This window comes from Flavobacterium aquariorum, from assembly GCF_003254745.1.
In the GTDB taxonomy this organism is placed as follows: Bacteria; Bacteroidota; Bacteroidia; order Flavobacteriales; family Flavobacteriaceae; genus Flavobacterium; species Flavobacterium aquariorum.
This window is the reverse complement of sequence record NZ_QKXH01000003.1, coordinates 431,542-454,969: the sequence shown is the minus strand read 5'-3', so window position 1 is coordinate 454,969 and position 23,428 is coordinate 431,542. Positions and strand designations below refer to the sequence as shown.

21 protein-coding genes are annotated in these 23,428 nt (G+C 33.5%); 9 read left to right on the top strand and 12 right to left on the bottom strand.

All coding sequences use genetic code 11. From position 1 onward, the window contains the following. Window position 1: 1 nt before the first annotated feature. Window positions 2–838, bottom strand: a complete 837-nt coding sequence (locus DOS84_RS07295) for a DUF6929 family protein (protein WP_111409453.1) — start codon at window positions 836–838, stop codon at window positions 2–4. 448 nt (window positions 839–1,286) lie between these two features. Between DOS84_RS07295 and DOS84_RS07285 the strand changes: the two genes are divergently transcribed. Together DOS84_RS07285 and DOS84_RS07280 are read left to right on the top strand one after the other, a co-directional pair. After that, entirely contained in the window at window positions 1,287–2,741 is a 1,455-nt protein-coding gene (locus DOS84_RS07285) for a PhoX family protein (protein ID WP_111409451.1), read from the top strand. Window positions 2,742–2,823: 82 nt separating this feature from the next. Continuing rightward, entirely contained in the window at window positions 2,824–4,587 is a 1,764-nt protein-coding gene (locus tag DOS84_RS07280; RefSeq protein ID WP_111409450.1) for a cytochrome c peroxidase, read from the top strand. A gap of 55 nt (window positions 4,588–4,642) precedes the next feature. Here DOS84_RS07280 and DOS84_RS07275 read toward each other — a convergent pair whose 3' ends face one another. Next, window positions 4,643–5,152, bottom strand: coding sequence for a hypothetical protein (locus DOS84_RS07275; protein ID WP_111409449.1), 510 nt, complete (start codon window positions 5,150–5,152; stop codon window positions 4,643–4,645). A 223-nt stretch (window positions 5,153–5,375) separates the two neighbouring features. On the opposite strand from DOS84_RS07275, the gene DOS84_RS07265 reads away from it, so the two are divergent. From DOS84_RS07265 to DOS84_RS07255, 3 genes are all read left to right on the top strand, one after another. Then, complete coding sequence (locus DOS84_RS07265; protein WP_111409447.1) at window positions 5,376–6,758, top strand: MATE family efflux transporter; 1,383 nt, start codon at window positions 5,376–5,378, stop codon at window positions 6,756–6,758. Window positions 6,759–6,826: 68 nt separating this feature from the next. Next, window positions 6,827–7,735, top strand: coding sequence for a prohibitin family protein (locus tag DOS84_RS07260; RefSeq protein ID WP_111409446.1), 909 nt, complete (start codon window positions 6,827–6,829; stop codon window positions 7,733–7,735). Window positions 7,736–7,817: 82 nt separating this feature from the next. Next, complete coding sequence (locus tag DOS84_RS07255; protein WP_056247475.1) at window positions 7,818–8,045, top strand: hypothetical protein; 228 nt, start codon at window positions 7,818–7,820, stop codon at window positions 8,043–8,045. Here the strand turns inward: DOS84_RS07255 and DOS84_RS07250 are convergent, their stop codons facing one another. The 3 genes from DOS84_RS07250 to DOS84_RS07240 are packed head-to-tail and all read right to left on the bottom strand — an operon-like array spanning window position 8,046 to window position 11,006. Beyond that, complete coding sequence (locus DOS84_RS07250) at window positions 8,046–9,680, bottom strand: ArnT family glycosyltransferase (RefSeq protein ID WP_165830406.1); 1,635 nt, start codon at window positions 9,678–9,680, stop codon at window positions 8,046–8,048. It abuts the gene before it with no gap. Further along, window positions 9,661–10,293, bottom strand: a complete 633-nt coding sequence (locus tag DOS84_RS07245; protein WP_111409445.1) for a lipid-A-disaccharide synthase N-terminal domain-containing protein — start codon at window positions 10,291–10,293, stop codon at window positions 9,661–9,663. The genes DOS84_RS07250 and DOS84_RS07245 overlap by 20 nt, the downstream gene beginning before the upstream one ends. After that, window positions 10,293–11,006 (bottom strand): glycosyltransferase family 2 protein, encoded by a 714-nt coding sequence (locus DOS84_RS07240; RefSeq protein ID WP_111409444.1) that lies wholly within the window; start codon window positions 11,004–11,006, stop codon window positions 10,293–10,295. The genes DOS84_RS07245 and DOS84_RS07240 overlap by 1 nt, the downstream gene beginning before the upstream one ends. 631 nt (window positions 11,007–11,637) lie before the next feature. On the opposite strand from DOS84_RS07240, the gene DOS84_RS07235 reads away from it, so the two are divergent. Then, window positions 11,638–13,578 (top strand): LTA synthase family protein, encoded by a 1,941-nt coding sequence (locus tag DOS84_RS07235; RefSeq protein WP_111409443.1) that lies wholly within the window; start codon window positions 11,638–11,640, stop codon window positions 13,576–13,578. Window positions 13,579–13,645: 67 nt separating this feature from the next. Here the strand turns inward: DOS84_RS07235 and DOS84_RS07230 are convergent, their stop codons facing one another. Continuing rightward, window positions 13,646–15,268 (bottom strand): ArnT family glycosyltransferase, encoded by a 1,623-nt coding sequence (locus tag DOS84_RS07230; RefSeq protein WP_111409442.1) that lies wholly within the window; start codon window positions 15,266–15,268, stop codon window positions 13,646–13,648. Window positions 15,269–15,597: 329 nt separating this feature from the next. On the opposite strand from DOS84_RS07230, the gene DOS84_RS07225 reads away from it, so the two are divergent. Then, complete coding sequence (locus tag DOS84_RS07225) at window positions 15,598–16,539, top strand: NAD-dependent epimerase/dehydratase family protein (RefSeq protein WP_111409441.1); 942 nt, start codon at window positions 15,598–15,600, stop codon at window positions 16,537–16,539. Between the two features lie 83 nt (window positions 16,540–16,622). Here the strand turns inward: DOS84_RS07225 and meaB are convergent, their stop codons facing one another. The 3 genes from meaB to DOS84_RS07210 form a co-directional block, all read right to left on the bottom strand. After that, entirely contained in the window at window positions 16,623–17,711 is a 1,089-nt protein-coding gene (gene meaB / locus DOS84_RS07220; RefSeq protein ID WP_111409500.1) for a methylmalonyl Co-A mutase-associated GTPase MeaB, read from the bottom strand. Between the two features lie 92 nt (window positions 17,712–17,803). Further along, window positions 17,804–18,445: an NAD(P)-dependent oxidoreductase gene (locus DOS84_RS07215; RefSeq protein WP_111409440.1), complete on the bottom strand. Its 642-nt coding sequence runs from the start codon at window positions 18,443–18,445 to the stop codon at window positions 17,804–17,806. Window positions 18,446–18,501: 56 nt separating this feature from the next. Continuing rightward, a complete protein-coding gene (locus DOS84_RS07210) occupies window positions 18,502–18,984 on the bottom strand; it encodes an RrF2 family transcriptional regulator (RefSeq protein WP_243636334.1) in 483 nt (160 codons plus the stop codon). Between the two features lie 74 nt (window positions 18,985–19,058). On the opposite strand from DOS84_RS07210, the gene DOS84_RS07205 reads away from it, so the two are divergent. Both DOS84_RS07205 and DOS84_RS07200 read left to right on the top strand, forming a co-directional pair. After that, window positions 19,059–19,970 (top strand): AEC family transporter, encoded by a 912-nt coding sequence (locus DOS84_RS07205; protein WP_111409438.1) that lies wholly within the window; start codon window positions 19,059–19,061, stop codon window positions 19,968–19,970. A 104-nt stretch (window positions 19,971–20,074) separates the two neighbouring features. Beyond that, complete coding sequence (locus DOS84_RS07200) at window positions 20,075–20,713, top strand: peroxiredoxin (RefSeq protein WP_111409499.1); 639 nt, start codon at window positions 20,075–20,077, stop codon at window positions 20,711–20,713. A 56-nt stretch (window positions 20,714–20,769) separates the two neighbouring features. Here DOS84_RS07200 and nudK read toward each other — a convergent pair whose 3' ends face one another. The 3 genes from nudK to DOS84_RS07185 are packed head-to-tail and all read right to left on the bottom strand — an operon-like array spanning window position 20,770 to window position 23,177. Then, window positions 20,770–21,351: a GDP-mannose pyrophosphatase NudK gene (nudK, locus tag DOS84_RS07195; protein ID WP_111409437.1), complete on the bottom strand. Its 582-nt coding sequence runs from the start codon at window positions 21,349–21,351 to the stop codon at window positions 20,770–20,772. A gap of 56 nt (window positions 21,352–21,407) precedes the next feature. After that, window positions 21,408–22,679 carry an adenylosuccinate synthase gene (locus DOS84_RS07190; protein ID WP_111409436.1) on the bottom strand — a complete coding sequence of 424 codons (1,272 nt, stop codon included), beginning with the start codon at window positions 22,677–22,679 and terminating at the stop codon, window positions 21,408–21,410. Between the two features lie 18 nt (window positions 22,680–22,697). After that, window positions 22,698–23,177 (bottom strand): Fur family transcriptional regulator, encoded by a 480-nt coding sequence (locus tag DOS84_RS07185; protein ID WP_111409435.1) that lies wholly within the window; start codon window positions 23,175–23,177, stop codon window positions 22,698–22,700. Window positions 23,178–23,428 lie beyond the last annotated feature (251 nt).

Genomic DNA, 23,428 nt, shown 5'->3' with positions numbered 1-23,428 from the left:
TTTAATGTTTTTTGTTTAATGTCAATTTATAAATATTGGTTTCCAAAACTTCAGTGTCGCTATCTTCACAAAGTAAAAATTCGATCTTATCAGCAGAATTTTTATAAACAGTTAGTCCTTCAAATTTATGGGTATCGCTGATTTTTTTGGTAAAATCAATTTTCATGGTTTTGGTATCGATGCACCCGATGAAACTACCTAATATTTCACCATCATGGTATGTAGAATCTGTGTTTTCGGCAGTTGATAAAAAGTAAATTTTATCATCAAGTATAACAGCATCGGTAAAACTGCTGCGAACTCCTTTTATTTTTGGCAATTTGTAATTGTTGGAAAGGATGTTGAATTCGTTAATCAAATTTTTGCCTTGAATAGTAAACAATACATTTTTGGCCGATTTTCCGTTTCCTCGGTTGAATAAATACCATTCTTCACCCGTATAAACAGCGCCCTCTATATTGAAATCTTCTGGTTTTATTTCGCCAAAACTTTGCATAACGCCATAGAGACCGGCGAGGTCATTGGTACTTATTTCTTTTTCAAGTGTATTGATCTGGATCATCTTATTCCTTTTTTCGGTAGATCCAGAGCCAAAAACATAAAGATTGTCGCCAAAATAAGTAATAGCCTCAAAATCGGGTTTTTCACTTTTTGCAATATTTTCGGTAGCGTTTTCTATGATTTCGTGACGTTGCAGATTTTTGGATTCTATATTGTATTCGTATAGAAAACCGCTGTTGTCGCCTATGATAAATAAACTGTTGTCTTTGTAAATAAGTCCGGAAGCTGAACCAATTCCGATAATGTGAAAAAGAATTTCAAGTGTGAATTTTTCCATGAAAGTTGTTTTGAAAATGAATGCCCTAGCCCAGATGGAAGCGGAAACCCTTTTGAAAAATGGCTTTTTTTTCTTTTACTGGCAAAGCGACCAGAGGAAGCTAATGCGAGGACTTAGAAAAAATGCAGTTCTTGAAAAAGATTACTTCACTAACTTTTATTCTCATAGGAGTTCAGTGAATTTTATTTGTAGCGAACAGCTGGATTTGCTTCCCAAAAGTAATCTTTTTTGGTGGGAGAAGAAAACGGAGCCTTTATTTTGAAAGGTATTACAACGAAAATAGGACATTTTTTGAATCTTCATTTCTTTAGTTATTTTGCGGGTTTGTGTAAAATAATTACTTTTTATGTTACTTTAGTCAACTTTTATTGAAGTTTTGTTAATGTTTAGTTCATTTTTAGTTAAAAATATGGAGGTTTCTTTGTGTTGAATTTAAACAAACAACCAAATGAAAAAAATTATTCTATCGATGCTTGCAGTTGCATCATTAGTGTCATGTAACGATGATAAAAGTGCAGAAGAAAATCCAATTAACAGTACTGTTTTGGCGGCTAACCAATCTGTAACACCCGTTTTATTGAAAAAACAAGCTGGTTTTGAGAAACTGGAATTGTTTTCTCTTATTAGTTCTGATGATGTTTTGGCGGGAAGCCCAAATTATGTTTTTGGGGGCTCTGCAGATGGTTCCGGATTATTAAAAAATGAAGATGGGACTTTTACATTTTTAGTAAATCAAGAAGACAACTTTTCGGTATCAAGAATAACATTGGACAAAACGTTCAAGCCGGTAAAAGGAGAATATTTATTGAATTCAAAAGGAGGTACTTGGAGATTATGTGGAGCTACAATGGCTACTCCTGCAGAACATGGTTTTGGACCAACTTACCTGACTTGTGGTGAATCTGGTGAAGAGTCTCGTACGCATGCTTTGAATCCTTATGGAGACGTAGGAACATCTAGTGTTTCTAAAGAGTTATCTGGTTTTGGACGCTTAAGCGCGGAAAATGCTTTGCCTTTAAGAAAAACTGCTTTTGCTGGTAAAACTGTTGTTATTATTGGTGATGATGATTCTGGAACTTATGGAGGTCAATTGTTTATGTATGTAGCCAATACGGTTGGGGATCTTACAAACGGTTCTTTGTACATGATGAAAAGAACGGATGGTAATCAGAGAGAAAAAGATATGATTACAGGGAAGGATTATCCTGTTTCTTTCGTGAAAATAGAAAACCATACTACTTTGACAGGAGCGCAAATCAATGCATCAGTAAATAAATTATCAGCCATAAAATTTGGTAGAGTAGAAGACCTTGATTATAGAAAAGGTGGTGATGCTGCCGATCGCGAAATTTATTTTAATGTTACAGGTCAAGATTACGTTAAAACAAATGCTGATGCTTCCAGAACAAAATATGGTAGAGTCTATAAATTGAATTTGGATGCGGCCAATCCTTTGGTTGGAACATTACAGGTGTTGCTTGACGGAGATGATCGTACGGGGATTGCCAGAAAATTTCAAAACCCGGATAATATTTGTGTAACTAAAAACTATGTTTATGTAGAAGAGGATGCTAACGGGTATGGTGATGAAACTCATGACGCCTATATTTATCAGTACAGTATTGCCACAAAACAATTAAAAGTGGTAGTAGAATTAGACCACCGCCGCACAGCAACTGATGCAGCCAAATATAATGTTGGTGGAACTTCTAAGTTTGGAGACTGGGAATATGGTGCTTTAATTGATGTTTCTGAGCAATTGGGAATAGACGATACTTTTTTATTAAGTGTTCAACCGCATACCTGGACTGGTGATAGATATAAAAATATTGACGGTGGAAATGGTCGTCCAAATGAAAATCAAGCGAGCCAAATTGTATTGATCAAAGGATTAGCAAGATAATTTATTTTTTTATTTTTTTTTCAGAAGCTCACGGTTTCATTTTATTGAAACCGTGGTTTTTGTTTTTTATTCTTATAGTTTTATGAAAAATATTGTTTTCTTTTTTATCTCTTTTTTACTGTTTTCTTGTTCCGATTCTAAATCCAAAGCCGAGCAAATTAATGATTTGTATAAATCGGATTTGGTTGTTTTGCAAAAAGAGGTTACTCAATTGCAACGTTTAGTCGAAAATGGAGCAACTCAAAAGCAATTACAAAATCAATTTTTAAAAGCTCATCAAAGTTATAAAAGAGTCGAGTCCATAAGTGAATATTATTTTCCGACAGTATCGAAAGCAATAAACGGTCCGGCACTAGATGAATATGAGGAGGATGAAGGAATTACGGTTCCGCCAGCAGGTCTTCAGGTAATTGAGGAATATTTTTTTCCAGTGTATGATAAGAAATCCAAAAAGGAAATCTTAAAGGAAATTGGAATTCTTAATGCAAATTTGTACCGTTTGATAATGATTTCCAAAACTAATGAACTGACAGATTCTTCTGTTTTTGATGCGATGCGTTTGGAGGTTTTTAGAATAATTACATTGGGAATAACTGGATTTGATTCCCCGATAGCTCAAAATTCTTTGACGGAAGCTAAAACTTCATTGGAAACTATCGAAAAACAACTTGCTGTTTATGGTGAGAATGAACAAAATTCGGTGACTTTAAAAATACTAAAAGAAGGAAAGGATTATTTGGATAAAAATTCGAAATTTAATGAATTTGACAGAGCTTATTTTATTAAAAAATATTTGAATCCTTTGAGTAAAGCGATTTATAAAACACAGTTGGCTCTTAAAATACCTTTTTTTAAGGAAAGCCGTGGATTGAAAGTTACGGCTCAAACATTATTTGATAAAAATGCTTTTGATACCGAAGCTTTTTCAGGATTTCCGGATTATAAAACCACAAAGGAGAAAATAGAATTAGGTAAATTGTTATTTAATGATCCTGTTTTATCGGGTAATAATACTCGTTCTTGTGCTTCCTGTCATTATGCAGACAAAGCTTTTACTGATGGTTTGGAAAAAGCAGTTACATTGGATGGAAAACAAATGGTCAAAAGAAATACGCCAACGCTTTCCAATATTGCTTTTCAGCGCAGTTTTTTTTATGATTCGAGAGTGAATTACCTCGAAGATCAGGCAGTTGCCGTTATTACAAATGAGAATGAAATGCACGGGTCTTTGGAAAAATCAGTTTTTGATTTAAAAAAGAGTGAAAAATATGCAGCCAATTTTGATAAAGCATTTCCAAACAAAGAAATTACTGCTTTTACCATCAAAAATGCATTAGCATCATACATTCGGTCTCTGAGTAATTATGATTCAAGATTTGATGGTTATATGAGAGGGGAAGAAAATTTTAATCTTGATGAAATAGCCGGTTTTAATCTTTTTGCAGGTAAAGCCAAATGTGCAACCTGTCATTTTATCCCTTTGACAAATGGAACCGTTCCTCCTAATTTTGACAGGTCTGAGAGTGAAGTTCTTGGAGTTCCTGGAAAAAATAAAATGGTAGATGGAGATTTTGGTAAATTTGATTTAACAAAAGCTGAAGTGAATCGCTATTCGTTTAAAACGCCTACGATTCGAAACATTGCATTAACAGCACCTTATATGCATAATGGAATTTTCAAAACTTTGGAAGAAGTAATAGATTTCTATGATGGCGGAGGCGGAAATGGTTTGGGATTCAATTTACCCAATCAAACGTTGCCAATTGATAAATTAAATTTAACCCAATTAGAAAAGAAACAGTTAATTGCTTTTATGAAGACCTTAACCGATAAAAGACAATATTAACGAAACAAAAAAATGCCCTGAATTTCAGGGCATTTTTTTTAGATAATTATATTTTTTATAATTTGAATCCGTAGGCTACACGCAATGCGATTTGATTGGTATCATAATCAGTGTAAGCTTCATAACGTAAACTTACATCAATATTGTCATGTGCATATCCAATTCCAGGAGACCAGATGTAAGTGTTTTGATCATAACCATTGGTTACTGCAAAACCACCACCTACTTCACCTAATACATAAAATTGATCTTCCCAAACGAATGCTTTAAATCCAATTTTTGCAGGAATAAAACCTAAATCATTTACATTTGGATCAACGAAAAGATTAGTGAAACCAGTTGTAAGCGTTAGAGACGCTTTTGGAGTTAAATCATATTGAAGGCGGACATCACCACCAAGTGACCAGTCATAAGTATCATTGTTTGTAGGCATTCCTCCGTTTAGACCAATTCCTAATCGGAATCCTTGGTCAAAGCTTTTTGTTTCTTGAGCTTGTGAATTGTTTGCAAAGAATAGTGCGATTGCGAATGTAAATAATGCTTTAATTTTTACAGTAGTTTTCATAATTGAAATTTTGGGTATTTTTTTAATTGGTTCTGTTTATTTGTATCAGAACTACCCTGCAAATGTAAGGTTAGGATTTGCCAGGAATGTTATAGAATTATTGCTTACTGTTATAGAATTACTTGATTTACGCAAAAAATATCTAAAAAAGGGATGTTATATTTTTAATACTGTTGATCCAATTGAAAGCTTCTATTTATCTTTGCGGACTTAATAAACTAAAATGAACATTGAACAATACACCAAAGAATTCTCATATAATATAAAATTGGCTTATCCCGTAATTCTGGGAATGCTTGGGCATACTCTGATAGGAATTGTGGATAATTATATGGTTGGAAATTTAGGGTCAACTGAGTTGGCAGCCGTCTCTTTGGGGAATAGTTTTATCTTTTTGGCTTTGTCGATTGGGATAGGTTTCTCTACAGCTATAACACCATTAACTGCTGAGGCCGATGCCGAGAAAAACGATAAGAAAATTAGAACTACATTTCACCATGGTTTGTTGTTGTGTACCATTCTTGGTGTGTCGTTGTTTATATTGACTGTGCTGTCGAAGCAATTGATGTATTTTATGAATCAGCCTCCAGCTGTTGTTGCACTGGCGGCACCATATATTGATTGGGTTGCTTTTTCTCTAATTCCGGTTGTGATGTATCAAGGATATAAGCAATTTGCTGATGGATTGTCTTTGACTAAATATTCAATGTATTCTATTATTTTGGCTAATGTGGTGCATGTTTTTTTTAATTATGTATTGATTTACGGGTTTTGGATTTTTCCAAAATTGGGGGTTGTAGGGGCTGCTTTAGGAACTGTGATTTCCAGAATTATGATGGTGGTTTTTATGCATTATCTGATGAAACACAATGTCATTATGAAACAGTATTTTAAAAATTTTACTTTTAAAGAAATAAAAAAATCAATCGTTAAAAAGATTATTGGACTAGGTTTTCCATCGGCAATGCAAATGCTGTTTGAAGTGACTTTGTTTACGGCTGCTATTTGGCTTTCGGGTACATTGGGGAAAAATAGTCAGGCTGCTAATCAAATTGCACTTATATTGGCTTCGTCAACATTTATGGTGGCTATGGGTTTGAGTGTTACAGCCATGATTCGGGTAAGTCATTCCAAAGGGTTGGCGGATTATAAAGGGCTGATTATCGTTGCGCGATCTATCTTTTTATTGGCTGTAATGATTGAAGCTTTTTTTGCTTGTATTTTTGTTGTTTTTCATAATTTCTTGCCCCATCTGTTTTTGAATATGAATGATCCTGCTCAGGTTTTGGATAATAGGGAAATAATTTTTATCACTTCAAAATTATTGCTGATTGCTGCTATTTTTCAGATTTCGGATGGAATTCAAGTAGTTGTTTTGGGTGCTTTGAGGGGTTTGCAAGATGTGAAAGTTCCAATGTATATTACTTTTGTGGCCTATTGGATTGTGGGTTTCCCAATTTCTTTTTATTTGGGGAAATATACCGACTTAAAAGCGGTTGGTGTTTGGATCGGCCTTTTGGCAGGTTTGACTGCAGCGGCTCTGTTTTTGTACATTCGTTTTGCTCGTTTGACAAAAAAGTTGGTTCTTGAAAATTCAGGAAAATAAGTGTTTGTAAGAATGTAACTTATAATTGGTTTTAACGTATAATCATCGTACCAATTAAAAACTATAAAATGATACTATTTATTATTCTTGGAATAATTTTACTGATTGTTGGATTTGCATTAAGCCACAATGTTAATCCGTTTTCTAAATTTACCGGTCTATTAAGGATTATTGGATTTATCCTAATCGTTTTAGGAATTTTTTCTTCAATGTTTAAACAGATTGATGCCGGGCAAGTAGGAGTTAAGTCTCTTTATGGAAGTGTAGATTCTGATGTGTTGGAAAGTGGTCTGCATATTATAAACCCACTTCTGGACATTACCGAATTTGACATTCAAACACAAAACTACACCATGTCTGCTGTCCACGGAGAAGGTTCGCAGGAAGGAGACGATGCCATCAGGGTTTTGTCCAATGATGGACTTGAGGTGGTTATCGATTTGACCGTTTTATATCGTGTAGTTCCTACTGATGCACCAAAGATTTTTAAGACAATTGGAGTTGATTACACGGATAAAATTGTGAGACCAATCACTAGAACACGAATAAGAGACAACGCGGTTTTTTATGATGCTGTAGCCTTATATTCGACCAAAAGAAATGAATTTCAGGAACGAATTTTTAAAAGTATTGAGGCTGACTTTAAAAAGAGAGGTTTGGTACTGGAGCAATTGTTAATTCGAAATATTGATCTTCCAATTTCTGTAAAAAAATCGATAGAAAGTAAAATTAATGCTGAACAAGATGCTCAAAAAATGACATTCGTGCTTCAAAAAGAAAAACAAGAAGCTGAACGCAAAAGAGTAGAAGCGCAAGGTATCGCCGATTATCAAAGAATTATTTCTCTTGGATTGACGGATAAGCAATTGCAATACGAACAAATTAAAGCACAAAAAGAACTGGCGGCTTCACCAAATTCCAAAATTATTTTTATGAATGGAAAAGGAAGTGCACCGGTTATTTTGTCGGACAAATAGAGCTTAAAAAGTTTAATCGGTTAATCGTTTATTCGGTTAATCGATTAAACACATTACCAAATTAACGATTAAACATACAAACATGGAATTACCAAAATTTTTACTGGGAGACAATACTGATTTTCCAGATGATATTTTTATCATTCACTTGGATTACCCGAGATTCATCATCAATTTGAAAGACGATGAGGTTGAATTTATGGAAGAGGCAGAAGACCTTGATGAAGCTGAATTAAACGCCGAAATGGAAGGACTGATTGTTCTTGCCAATGAATTTTATGATAGAGAAATAACTCGTTACGAAGAATAATTATTTCTTCGTAACGATATAGTATATTCGGGTCAATCGGTCATTGTGTTTTTTGGAATCCGAGGGAACATGATTCAAATCGATATAGGAAACCTTTTTTAGATCGTAATTCTGAAATTCTTTTTTAGAATCAATACTGTCTTTTTCCAAAGCCAATAAACCAAATTTACTCTCTGTGGGTAAGTTTAGTTTGTTAGTTTCTTCATTTAATAATATAGGTATACTGAAGCCATAATCCCAAATAATTTCGGGTGTAAAAGAATTTAATTCATAGGTGCGAACACTCAAATTCTTTTCTTTCTCTCTGATTGCTTTTGCACTGGCGTAATCCGGATTTTTTAAAATGAGTTCCGTGAACGGTATTCCAAAAACAACAACGGCCACCTGGACAGCTATTACCGCATAAAATACTTTTATAAAGTTTTTATTTCTGAGGTTTTTGAATATAACATAGCCTATTGCTAATAGTGATAAAGCTAATCCAATCAACCAAATTTCGAATCCTGCTAAATCATTTTTTACTTTAATAAAAATTCCAACAGGAATGGCAATACAAATGATTCCGATGAGTCCAAAAGCAAAGTAAACAATTCCTTTTTCTTTTTTTAAACGGATATTTTTAAAATTGTTTATTAAGTATTCGATGTAAAATCCAGTGTTCAAAGCCATTGGGATTAAAACAGGTAATAAGTATCTTGATTTTTTTTCGGGTACTATCGAAAGTAAAACCACAGAAGCCAACGTCCAGATTAATGTGAATTTATAGACTTTTAAATTCCTGACTCTGCTTTTTAAATACGGATAAATTAAAGCAATAAATGCAGGGACTGTCCAAATACCGCTTTGGGTAAAAAAGCTCCAATAATAATAAAAAGGTCTGGTGTTGTAATTCCCCCATCGGCTGCTTTCTATTTTGGTCACTTTTAAGGTGGTTATGGGATCTGCCCATTTCACATATAAGGGCCATGATAAACCAATAGCTATACCTAATATTAGGATAAGAAGCAGGTATATTTTTTTGTCTTTCAATTGGAACTTATAGGTAAATCCATAAGCAATTAAAAAGGGTAATAATAAAGCGTAAACCGAAATAGGCCCTTTGCTTAAAAAAGAAAAACCAAAAAACAATCCTGCCATGACAGCATTAAAAAGGGGTTTTTTAGAGTCGTTTAATAAATTCCATAGGAACAGTATGCAAACGACCATAAAACTATGGGTGTACATGTCCCATTGGTTGTCTCTTCCGGCGAAATAAATGTAAAAAGAAGTAATCAAAATCAGTCCGTTGTGGAAGCTTTGCTGTTTGGATAAACCTAATTTTTCAGAAAGTCTATAAACTCCAAATACCAGCAATAAAGTAATTAATGCAACTGGGATTCGCATTCCATAAATACTGTCAAATCCAAAAATAATTCCGGAAACAGCCGTTAGCCAAGTTGGTAATGGTGGTTTTTCATAACGTGGTAAGTCATTGAGGGTTGTCAGTATCCAATGATTATGGGTTGCCATTTCTCTTGCAGTAATAAAATTTCTTGCTTCCATGATGTTCACTTCTATAACATCCAAATGTGGAAAAAGCATCAAGCAGGCTACTACAAAAAGCCAGAAAGTGTAGTTATGAATTAATTTTGACATCCTTCTTTATGATTATTATATTTCGGGTATAAATGACTAAACCTATGGCGTGACCTGCTAATAGCACAGGGTCTTTTCGGATTATGGCATAAATGAATATGATAAGTGATCCCGTCAAGCTGATAATCCAAAATCCCAACGGCAATACAGAATCCTTCTTCTTTTCAGAATAAATCCATTGGTAGACAAAACGTAATGTAAACAATACTTGTCCTGTAATTCCTGTCCAAAGCAACCATTTTGGAATTGCTTCATTTCTTAATAAATTGTCTAAATCATAGACATTATTGTTATAGGAATACCAAACTATAAAAGCAGGGAATAAAAGAATGAACCATCGGAGTGCCACATGGATTTTCTTCCAGTCATTTTGCAGTTGAATGTTTCTGATATAAATGTAATAGGTGATTGTCTGTCCCAACATAATTGAGAAATCATGTCTAAAATAACCGTAAACAAACAATAAAAAAGAAGCAAATAAACTGATTTCCCAAAACAAAACAGGAGTCAATACTTTTTTGTTTTTTTCAGAAATAATCCATTGCAATATCATTCTGCTCGAAAACAAAATTTGAGCAATGAATCCTATGGAATAAATGATGATGTTGTTCATTATCCTTGTTTTGCTACACTATAATTGATGTATTTTTTCTTCATCCACAAATAAGCGAAGCAATCTTGTAATGGTCCTAATAATCGATTCCAAAGATTGAATTTTGAAACGCCCGCCACTCTAGGGAAATGTCTAACTGGAGTTTGCTTGATTTTACCATTTTGCAACAAAATCATGGCTGGCAAAAAGCGGTGCAATCCATTAAACATAGGGATTTTCTTAGCCATATCCGTACGGATTATTTTTAGGGGACATCCTGTATCATCCATGCCGTCATCAGTAAAAGCTCTTCGGATACCGTTGGCAATGGTGGATGACATATTTTTTGTAAAAGAATCTTTTCGGTTAGAACGAACTCCGGTTACAAGGTCGTATTCACCTGCATATTCCATTAGAATATTAAAATCTTCAGGGGCAGTTTGCAAATCGGCATCAATATAGCCCACCCACGGAGTGTCTGTGTAATCAAAACCGGCTTTGATGGCGGCGCTTAAACCAGCATTTTTTTCGAAAGAAATAAAAGTGAATTCTTCGTTGTCTTTACAGATTTCCTCAATTAATGCTTGACTGTTGTCTTTGGAGCCATCATTGACAAATAGGATTTTTGTCTTTTTCTTCGAAATGGTCAAAAACTGTTTCATTTCTTGATGTACACGATTAAGGTTATCCTCCTCGTTATAAACAGGTATAATGATTGTTAATTCAAAATTCATATTTAGGATAGTTTGTACAAAAGTATTTAATTTTATGAAGATTCATGTGGTTATTTCATTAAAAATACATTGGTTAACGTGTAGATTTAAAGTTTTTTATCTCTAATGTACAACCTTTTTTGGAAAATCCGCAAGTATATAAAGTTTGAATACGAAAGTTGTTTGGACAGTTTATGTAGTTTATTCGTTTTAAAGTATTCTAAACTTAAAATAGGAAGCAATTCAAAGTTTTATTCTTCAAATAACTCTTTCAAGCTACTTTTTCTTTGATGATTAATTGAAATATTTGAAAGTGTTTCGTTTCTGTTGAGTCCGTTTACATATTAAGTATAATATAATAAGGTTAATTTTTTAGTGTAAATAGTTGTTATATAATTAGTTGTTTTAAAAAAGCATTATTGAAATGATTGTTTTTTGAATTTTTAAGGCTGTTTTGCAGTTTTATTCTCCACTATGATTTTAATAAATTTTGAACGGAATTATTAGATAAACAAAGCTATATTTGCCCTCCAAAAATAAGGGGTTAAGACGTGTAGTTCAATACTTACTAGTGGTTCAAAATTCAACTTCCTTTTTATGATTTTATTAATCGTTTAAGATACAATTGCTCTTAAATTTTAAATTTTTGTTAATGAGAAAATTCAATTTTCTAAAACCTATTTTGAATTTCATTTTATTTGGTTTACTCATAATGACGTTAAGTCGCATGTTCTTGTTTTTTCTTTTTGAGGACAGAGTTGTTGAAACTCATAATTATTGGTACATTTTTCCTATTGGCTTACGAATGGATTTGATACTGTTGTGTTATATTTCATTTCTTCCGGCGCTGTTAATAACTTTTTTGCCAAATAAATGGATCAAATTCACTAATAAATTTCTTGTCTTTTATAGTTTTTTATTTCTTTTTCTAATTCTTTTTATCGAATTGGCGACTCCAGATTTTGTTAAACAATATGATACAAGGCCAAACAAAATATTTTTGGATTATCTGATTTATCCACGAGAAGTTGTTGGAATGCTTTTAAAAAGTTATTTGATTTCGATAATTGTTACCTTTTCAATTTTAGGAATTGCTTTGTATTTTGCTATCAAAAAAGGCAAAGAGTTTTTTCACATCAAGGATTCAGATTATAAAAGCAAATTGACAATATTTCCATTGGTTGCTTTTTTATTGTTTTTTGGTGCACGTTCAAGCCTTGCTTCCAAGCGACCGATTAATGGAAGTAATGCTGTTTTTTCGACCGATCAGTTGACAAATTCTTTAGGCATAAATTCATTTTATACTGTTGCTTTTGCCGCATACTCTTTGAAAAATGAGGCAAATACGGAGATGTATGGCAAAATGGACAAAGCAGAAGCGATCGCTCGTGTAAAAAAATATATGACTGTAGATGAGAATGATTTCAGTACTCCCGAAATTCCTTTTCTTCATGTTCAGAACCCGAAAGTACTTTTAAAGAGACCTTATAATTTGGTGGTTTTTTTACAAGAGAGTCTTGGCGCGGAGTATGTGGGAAGTTTGGGTGGGAAACCATTGACCCCGGAATTTGATCGTCTTTCAAAAGAGGGGCTTCTTTTTACAAACTTATATTGTACAGGAACCCGTAGCGTTCGTGGAATTGAAGCTGTAATTACAGGATTCCTTCCTTCACCATCAGAGAGCGTTGTAAAGTTAGGAGGGTCTCAACAAGGATTTTTTACTTTGGCAGATGCTTTTAAAAGAAAGGGTTACGAAACCAGTTTTATCTACGGAGGGATGTCAAATTTTGACAATATGGCTTCGTTTTTTAATGGCAATAGTTTTCAGGATATTGTAGATCAGGATGATTTTGATTCTGATGGAAGTAAATATGCTTTCAAAGGTACTTGGGGCTATTCTGATGAGGATTTGGCAGTAAAGGCTAATAATTATTTCAAAGACAAAGGAGATAAACCTTTCTTCTCTTTAATGTTTTCAACTTCAAACCACGAACCGTTCGAGTATCCTGCAGGTAGAATCAAACTCTACGACAAAAAAGCGGCAACGGTTAATAATGCTATGAAATATGCTGATTTTTCAATTGGTAAATTCTTTGAGTTGGCTAAAAAAGAGGCCTATTTCAAGAATACTATTTTTATTGTTATTGCCGATCATAATACACGAACATACGGTAAGAATTTAGTTCCAATCAATAAATTCCATATTCCGGCATTGATATTGGGTCCCGGTGTGCCAAAGGGTAAAGTGTACAGTCAATTGGCAAGTCAGATTGATATTCCACCTACTTTGTTAAGTTATGTTGGAGGTCAGTTTGAAACGCCTATGGTTGGTAGAAATCTAAACGGTAATCAGCCTGTAACAAAAGGAAGAAGCCTAATGCAATTTAATGATATCAACGCTTTCCGAGTTGAAAATAATGTGGTAATCATGCAACCCAATTTGAAGCCGCTACAATTTATAATCAAAAATGATACTACTTTCATTCCGGTCAAATTGAATGAAGAATTTGCAAAAGATGCTTTGGCGCATGTGATAGTGGCGGGAGATTTGTACAAAGAGAAAGAATATAAGTCGAGGGATGTGAAAAAATAATTTTCTGCTCCTAATGAAAATGGAAAGCTGCTAAAGATGGAACTTCATCTTTAGTGGCTTTTTGTTTTTAATTGTAATAAAGTATCCATTTGTCAAAATATTTTTTGTTTCTAAAAGGAGTAATTTCTGTTTTGATATATTCGGGTAATATTTCTTTTTTTCTCACCAAGAAAACTGTGTTTTGTGTTTTGAAATCGGTTTTGAATTGCTTGATTTCTTTGTTTTTCTCCAAGTTGTAATAGGTTTTTTTATAGTTTAAATTTTGTTCGAATTGGACTTCTCTTTTGCAAGTGTAATTTCCATTATTAAGTGTTATTATGTTTTTATCGGTATAAAAAGACATAGACGGAAGCAGGTAGTTATAGACATATACTTTTTTAGTTTTTAGCGAACTAACAAAAGTAGCGATAGGTTTTGCGGAGTTGATGAGCAACTCGTTTGACCTCATTATGAAAGCTGAAAAAAGCAGTAAAGCCAATGTGTTTATTACGAGTGTGTATAGATTTTTGTAAAACCAACTATAATTCTTTATACCAAAAATGCTAACTAACAATCCGGATAGCAAGATCAAAACATAAGGAAGTTCAAGTTCGACTTTGTGAATTAGGATAGCTACAAAAATGGCACTAAACAATAGAGTAAAATAGCCGTATAGATAAAGGGTAAATTTTTTCCAATAGATTTCATCTAGTTGAACCAAATGAGTCGAAGCGAACATTATCAGAAAAGGCAGAGAAGGTAAAACATAGAAAATCAGTTTGGTTTTGAATAGCGAAAAAATTAAAATAATTATGAAAAATGAGACCAATAATATCTTTCTTTTTAAAACAGTTGTATCAATTTTTTTTAAAGTCAGTAAGATATAAATTATCCACGGAAGCACAGACAAAGGAAGAAAAACGATATAATACCAAAAGGGCTTTCCTCTATTGAACGCATCATTTGAAAACATTCTTTGGTAAAGTTGATTACTGGTAAAATAATCTAAAACCATTGGGTTTTCTTTTATAACGGCCAAATACCACCAACCGCAGGTAATAAAAAACACTATGATTCCCCAAAAATCATATACTGAAAAATTGATTCTTTTTTTGTTGTAATAAAGCCAAGTTAATTGAAAGACAAAAACAGGAATAAGCACCAATGGACCTTTTGTGAAGAAACCCAGTGATAGTGATAAATAAAACAGGAAAAAGAATTTTTTTTCATCTACATAGCGTAGCCAAAAATAGACCGACATCATGACAAAGGTGTTCAGGTAGGCGTCTGTGGTTAAATTTCGGATAGATGCCAAAACCAAAGGTGTTGAAAAATACAAAACGACAGAAAGTAAGGATGTTTTTTTGTCATTGAACAAAAGTAGAGAGGTTTTGTAAATCAGAATCAATTGGACCAAAAGCGCAATTGATAAAAAGAAACGCGCACCAAATTCATTGATTCCAAAGATGGCGTAGCCTAAGGCGGTTATGTAATATGTAAGTGGAGGTTTGTGATAATGTGAAATTCCCATTTTTCTGGGATGAATATAGTCGCCAGATTCAAACATTTCTTTGGCGATTTGCGCATAGCGGGCTTCACTTGTTTCAGTAAGACCCCATGTTCCGAGCTGAAATAGAGTAACAATAAAAATGACTATCAGGATTAAATAGACGGGGTTTCTTGTAATTAAAACTAAAAATTTATTATTCATTAAATAAAATTTTGGGTTAATAAAAATTTAAGCGTTAAATATTTTTTTAGTATTGTTGATAATTTATTAAAGCGGTAGTGCTATTTGTTAGCTTTTTTTAATGTTATTTTAAAAAATCTTATTATCTCGAATAAAATTATTAAAAGTATGATAATGACTAAGTTACGTATATTTTTTATTAATACGGATTGTTTTACAAATATTTTTTATCCCGTACTATTGTATTTGTTTATCTTTGTTTTGATTAAATAACTGAAAAGTTTTTTGATTGAAAATAGAATTGAGATTTAAATTATTTGCTACCGATATTAATCACTAAAGCTTAATTTATGAGAATTTTAATTACTGGTGCTGCTGGATACATTGCTTCGCACACAGCCGAACGACTGCGATCTATTGGACATGAAGTGGTTGGTTTGGATAATTTTTCAGATTATTATGATGTTTCTTTGAAGCAATTGAATGCGAATGTGTTGAATTCTAAAGGAATTACAATCGAAAAAATAGATTTGAGGTTTGAACAACAACTTCAAAAATTGCCGACTGATTTTGACTATATATTTCATTTTGCAGCTCAACCTGGGATCTCTGCAACTTCTAGTTTTGAAGATTATTTGGGAAATAATGTAATTGGAACGAAAAACTTGCTTGATTTTGCCTTAAAAAATAAAAAATTAGCTCTTTTTGTAAATATTGCCACATCTTCCATTTATGGGATTCATGCTACTTTTGATGAAACTGTGGCTCCATCACCTGCTTCTTTTTATGGAGTGACTAAATTAGCAGCCGAACAATTGGTTTTGGCGAGCAGCAGACTTGGGCAATTTAAGGCTTGTTCTTTGCGCCTGTATTCAGTTTATGGACCACGCGAAAGACCTGAAAAATTATACACCAAATTAATTGCTAATGCTTTTAATAACGTTCCATTTCCCCTGTTTAAAGGAAGTGAGAATCACTTAAGAAGCTTTACTTATGTTCAGGATATTGTTGATGGCGTGGTGAGTGTAATTGGAAAGGAAGATGTGGTCAATAATGAAATTATCAATTTAGGTACTGAGGAAGAAAATACAACTCAGCAAGGAATTGAAATTGTTGAGCAAATTTTGAATAAAAAAATTGACCTGCAAATTGTTGAGGCCAGGACTGGTGATCAATTGAGAACTAAAGCTGTAATTGACAAGGCAAGAAGATTATTAAACTATAATCCTAAAACCAGTTTGTACGATGGTTTGAAAGCACAAGTACAATGGTATCAGGATAATTTTTTATAGCATATCGTTTTATAAATAAAAAACTGCAAAAGTGAATTAAAAGCTTTTGCAGTTTTTTTTGTTTGATGAAGTATAATTCAGTTCTATTTTTTAAAATAACTGTCCAGTAAAATTTGAGCTGCAGCAAATGGAGATACTTCATTGTTTTGAACCGCTTTTTTTGTAGAGTCCAATAACTTAATAATACTTGGTTGATTGTAGAAATGATTTTTTAATTGTTCGTCAATGGTTTCCATCATCCAAAATTGATTTTGTTCCTTGCGTTTTTCTATGAAATAATGATTTGAATTCACCAATTCTAGATAATTTAATATAGTTTGCCAAACTGCGTCAATTCCTTTGTGGGTTATTGCGCTACAGGTCGCTGTAGTTGGAATCCATCCTGACTTTTTTGCAGGAAAAAGATGCAAAGCCCTATTGAATTCTACTTTTGCCAATTGTGCTTTTTTAATGTTATCACCATCCGCTTTGTTGATAATAATGGCATCGGCCATTTCCATAATACCGCGTTTGATACCCTGAAGTTCATCACCTGCACCAGCAATTTTTAGAAGCAAAAAGAAATCGACCATGCTATGAACGGCTGTTTCACTTTGACCCACACCAACAGTTTCAATTAGAATAACATCAAATCCGCAAGCTTCGCAAAGTATTATGGTTTCTCGCGTTTTTCGGGCGACGCCACCTAGGGTTTCTCCGGATGCCGATGGGCGGATGAATGCATTTTTGTCTTTTACCAATTCTTCCATTCGGGTTTTATCGCCCAGTATGCTTCCGTGCGAAATTGTGCTACTTGGGTCAACGGCAAGAACGGCTACTTTTTTGCCCAAATTCGTTAAGTGTTTCCCAAAAGCTTCAATAAAGGTGCTTTTCCCAACACCTGGTACTCCAGTGATTCCTATTCGAATTGATTTGTTGGAATAAGGTAAACAGCCATTAATTACTTCGCTTGCTTTCTCCAGATGCACAATATTAGTACTTTCAATTAATGTGATAGCGCGACTGAGTGCCGTTATATTTCCTGCCAAAATTCCATCGATCAATTCTTGTGCAGTAGGTTGTTTTTTTCTGGATATTTTGATTTGGTCAATAGCAGTTGCACTGGTAATTTCTGGAGGTGAAATGCCAGCTTTTTCATTTAAAGCGCTTTGGTTATTTTTTTTGATAGACAAAATATTTTTTTTGAAAGTAAAAGTAATCAAAACAAAAACAGTTTCAAAAGACGGACCTTTGAAACTGTTTATTATTAATCGAGTTATATTTCTTAATATGCAGCAGTAAAACGAATTTGATGGTGTTTTGGATTTTCGGCTTCATCAGCGACGACAACCGCTAAATCTTCAACCGACAAAATACTTCTTTGATTTTCATCAAAAACTGGATTTTCTAATCCTAATCGATATTTACCTGTTCTCCCAGTCGTTATTCCTTGATGCATTTCGAATGCTGGACTGAAAAAAGCCCAATCCAACTCTTTTTCTTTTTTAAGAATATTTAAATAGTCTCTGGCAGCAGTTGCTCCTGCATGATATTCTTTAGGGAAATCAGGAGTGTCAACGGCTTGTAGATTTGGCGCAACAAATAAACTTCCTGCGCCACCAATGGTGATGAATCTGTTTACTCCGGATTTTTTTACAGCTTCTTGAATTGATTTGGATCCATTGATAAAATCTTCATAAATGTTTGGATTAGCCCAGCCTGGATTGTATGCGTTTATTACAGCATCATTGCCCTTTAAAATTTCAGCTAATGCATCTGTATCAAAAATATCTACAGAAACCCAATTCGCATTTGTTTCTTTTTTAGGATTCCTTGCAATGGCAGTAATATCATGATTTCTGCTTGATAATTCATTTAAAATGTTGGAGCCTACAAATCCAGTGGCTCCGATAAGTGCGATTTTCATAGTAATATGTATTTAAGAGTAATAAAAAAAGTTACAGTTTTGTAAAAAAAAATAGATTAGAATTTATTGGAAAAATCTTCCAGCGTTATTTCGTTCAATTGCAAGCTAATAGTTTGATTAATATCGTCATATAAATGCTCTAAATTTTTATTAATTTGTTTCCCAACAGGGCAATCTGGATTGGGTTCGTTCTTAGAAAAACCCAATGTTACGGTGTCAAAAGTCATTTTGAAAATGGCATCCAAAGTAATTTTTGATGCTGATTTTAGTAATCGAGTACCTCCATTTTTTCCTTCCTTACTTTCTACAATATGATTTTTTTTAAGGTTAGCAATTTCTTTTCTAACTAAAACAGGATGTACGTTCATACTGCCTGCTATAAAGTCTGATGATAAATAGTCATCTGGAAATTTAGAAAGCAATGTTAGGATATGTAATGTGATGGCAAACTTTCCTGAAATCATACTGTAATAAAATTTATTGCAAATGTATTGTTTATTTTGAATTGATGCATTACTTTGGTTAAATATTTTTTTCACTTATTGCGTTTAATTAAATAGATTGGTTTTGCTTAAAGTGTTTTTAGTGGTATTTTTGTGTTCTATTTTATGCGATGAACAACTTTATTCTCATTTTTGTTTTCTTATTCCTTGGTATTATTTTGCAAAACATAAAGCAAATACCCAAAAATGCGCATAAGATTCTAAATTGGATTGTCGTCTATATTTGTCTTCCCGCTTTAGCGTTATATTATATTCCGAAAATTAAGTGGGACAATCAATTACTGTTTCCGATTGGAGTGGCTTGGATAGGATTTGTTGTTTCTTATTTCTTTTTTAGTTACTTAGGGAAAAAAAGAGGATGGCCAAGAAAGCTCATAGGTTGTTTGATTATTTGTGCGGGACTTAGTAATACTTCTTTTTTAGGTTTTCCAATAATTGAAGCATTGTATGGAGAGGAGGGTTTGAAAACGGCCATTATCGTTGATCAGCCAGGTTCTTTTGTGGTACTTTCTACTTTGGGCATTTTGGTTGCCACGATCTATGCGAAGGGAAGTTTGAGTAGTGTGCAAATAGCCAAAAAGATTGCTTTTTTTCCTCCATTCATTACTTTTTGTATAGCCTGTTTGATGAATTTTTTTCAATTCGATTTTCAAGATTGGGAACAATGGTTATTCAAGTCGGTGGGTAGTGCAGTGACTCCTTTGGCATTACTTTCAGTGGGATTGCAATTGCGTTTTGAAAAAAGGAGTATGCATTGGGATTTTTTAGGTTTGGGATTGTTTTATAAATTAATTTTGACTCCTGCCATTATCTATTTTTTATACGTGATAGTGTTACATCAACATTCGAAAGATATTCAAGTGGCTATATTAGAATCGGCGATGGCACCTATGATTACGGGTTGCATATTAGCTTCTACTTATGGGTTGAAACCAAGATTGAGTAGTATGATGATTGGTTTTGGAATTCCTATTTCATTTTTCACTTTGTTGTTTTGGTACTTTGTAGTCCGTTTAATTTGAGAATATTTGAGTAACTGTTTGATTTGTAGTAATTACATTCATGATTTTTTCTAGTGTTTGTTGTTTTTTTATTTAATTTTAAGGAAACTAAAAACATTAGAATTATGTCAACATTACGATTAGGAGATACTGCTCCAGATTTTAAAGCAGAAACATCAATGGGAACTATACAATTTCATGAATGGTTAGGCGATTCGTGGGGTGTATTGTTTTCGCATCCAGCTGATTTTACACCAGTTTGTACTACTGAATTAGGTACAGTAGCGAATTATTATCCTGAATTTGTTAAGAGAAATACAAAAGTTATTGCCTTAAGTGTTGATGGTTTAGAATCTCACAAGGAATGGATAAAAGATATAAATGAAACTCAAAATACAACAGTTAATTTTCCAATTATTGCTGATGAAAATAAAGAAGTCGCTATGCTTTATGATATGATTCATCCCAATGCGAGTGATAAATTTACGGTTCGTTCGGTTTTTGTGATTGGAGCTGACAAAAAAATAAAATTGACGTTGACTTACCCTGCCTCTACAGGGCGAAATTTTGAAGAATTGCTTAGGGTCATTGACAGTTTACAATTGACGGCTAATTACAGTGTTGCTACTCCTGCTAACTGGAAAAATGGGGAAGATGTGGTAATATCTACGGCTATTTCGGATAGTGATATTGCTGGCAAGTTTCCAAAAGGGCATACTCGTATTAAACCATATTTGCGTATGACACCACAACCTAATTTATAAGTCTTGAATTAAAAAAAAAGAGTACTATTTTAAGATATAGTACTCTTTTTTTAGCATTAAACCAAATTATTGATTTTTGCATACTGCAATAGCATAATGGTTTTGGCATCTTTTATTTCACCGGATTCTATCATACCATATGCTTGGTCAAAAGGCATTTCGAGCACCTCAATTTCTTCATGTTCCTGTTCTAAGCCCCCACCAGAACTTACTTTCATGGATTCATCATATTCTCCTATAAAAAAATAGATGATCTCTGTTACTGATCCGGGAGACATATATGTTTCGAAAATCTTTTGTACTGCGGGAAGTAAATAACCTGTTTCTTCTTCGGTTTCTCTGATAATGCACTGCTCTGGGTGGTCTTTGTCTAATAGTCCAGCACACGCTTCTATCATCATGCCTGATTTGTTGCCATTTAGGTATGTTGGTAATCGAAATTGCCGAGTCAGAATTACAGTTTTATTCCTTTTGTTGTATAGCAATATGGTAGCTCCATTTCCTCTGTCGTAAGCTTCTCTAATTTGAGTTTCCCAAGTATTGTCTTTCTTTTGATAGTCGTAGGTAATTTTATTTAAGGTGTACCAATTATCGGAAAGTAGTTCGGTTTTTAAGTTTTTTATTTTAGGATTGTTCATGGGATTTAATTTTAAGTGCTAAAAAAAACGTCCCGATTTATCGAGACGTTAATTTATTATTTTAGAATTGTTTGTTTTCTGTCTGGTCCAACAGAAACAATTTTTATTGGAACTTCTACTTCCTTTTCTATAAATTCGATGTACTCTTTTAATTCAATCGGCAATTGGTCGTAAGTGGTCATGCCAGTTAAATCTTGGTGCCATCCTTTGAATTCTTTGAAAACTGGAGTTACATTTTCCGGTTCGATATTGTAAGGGAAATGCGAAATGGTTTTTCCTTTGTAATTGTACTCCGTACAAACTTTCAACGTTTCAAAACCAGAAAGAACATCGCCTTTCATCATCATTAATTGTGTTACTCCGTTGATTTGAACAGCGTATTTTAATGCAACTAAGTCTAACCATCCGCAACGTCTTTGTCTTCCGGTTACTGATCCAAATTCGTTTCCAACTTTGGCCATTGTAGCTCCATCTTCGTCAAAAAGTTCAGTAGGGAAAGGTCCGCTACCTACTCGAGTTACATAAGCTTTGAAAATCCCGTAAACTTCTTTGATTTTGTTTGGGGCAATTCCTAAACCTGTACAAGCTCCAGCTGCAGTAGTATTAGATGACGTTACAAATGGGTATGTTCCAAAGTCAACATCTAATAATGAACCTTGAGCACCTTCGCAAAGAATAGATTTTCCTGCTCTTTGAGCTTGGTTTAAGTATTCTTCGCTGTCAATAAAGTCTAATGATTTTAAAACTTCGATAGATTCGAAAAATTCTTTTTCCATTTCAACTAAATTGTACTGAATGTTAACATCGTAGAATTTAATCATTTCTTCGTGTTTGTCAGCCAATGCTCTGTAACGTTCTTTAAAATCTTCTAATTCTGTATCTCCAACACGTAATCCGTTTCTACCCGTTTTGTCCATGTAAGTTGGACCAATTCCTTTAAGTGTAGAACCAATTTTTGCTTTCCCTTTTGAAGCTTCAGAAGCTGCATCCAGTAAGCGGTGTGTTGGTAAGATTAAATGTGCTTTTCTAGAAATGATTAATTTACTTTTTATGTCTAAATTAAATTTTTCAAGACCTTCAATTTCTTTTTGAAAAACTACTGGGTCAATTACCACTCCGTTTCCGATAATGTTTATGGCAGTTTTATGAAAAATTCCTGATGGAATAGTTCTAAGAACGTGTTTTATTCCATCAAATTCTAAAGTGTGTCCTGCGTTTGGACCTCCTTGAAAACGAGCAATTATATCATAATTTGATGTAAGAACGTCAACAATTTTACCTTTTCCTTCATCTCCCCATTGTAATCCTAATAATAAATCTACAGTCATTCTATGTTTTATTTGTAGTTAATTTTCTATTGTATTTTCTGCGTTTGTCTTTTTTCTGTTTCCGTATAAGTATAGGGAATGATTGGTAATTTCGATATCAAAAATTTCTTCGATTGTTTTTTTGATAGTTTGAATTCGTGGATCACAGAATTCAATTACTTCACCAGTATCGGTCATAATAATATGATCGTGCTGTTTGTCAAAATAGGACTTCTCGTAGTGTGCTTGATTTTGTCCAAACTGATGTTTGCGAACCAAAGCGCAGTCCAGTAATAATTCTATTGTATTGTAAAGGGTTGCTCTACTGACACGGTAGTTTTTGTTTTTCATTTTGAGGTATAGATTTTCTATATCAAAATGTTCCTCACTGTCGTATATTTCTTGAAGGATAGCATACCGTTCTGGTGTTTTGCGGTGTCCTTTGTTTTCGAGATACATTGTAAAAACATTTTTTACAATCTCCTGATTTTTGTTGTTATCTGTGGAAATGAGTGTCATATCTTGCAAAGATAAATTATTATTTTAAAAGTATAAAAATTTAGAGTTTTAATTCTAAATCCAGTGTTTTATTTTTTTGGCTATGGTGACGGATAATAGAAGATGTTTTTTATGAAAACTTACTGATCTGGCTTAGTGCGTGAGGGATAGGAGCAAGCTACCGAAGTAGCACGGATAGCCCGACAGCATTAGGGAAAGAGGCCGAATCGGCGGTTAGTTAAGTTGGCCTCTTTTCCTAATGGTGGCACGCC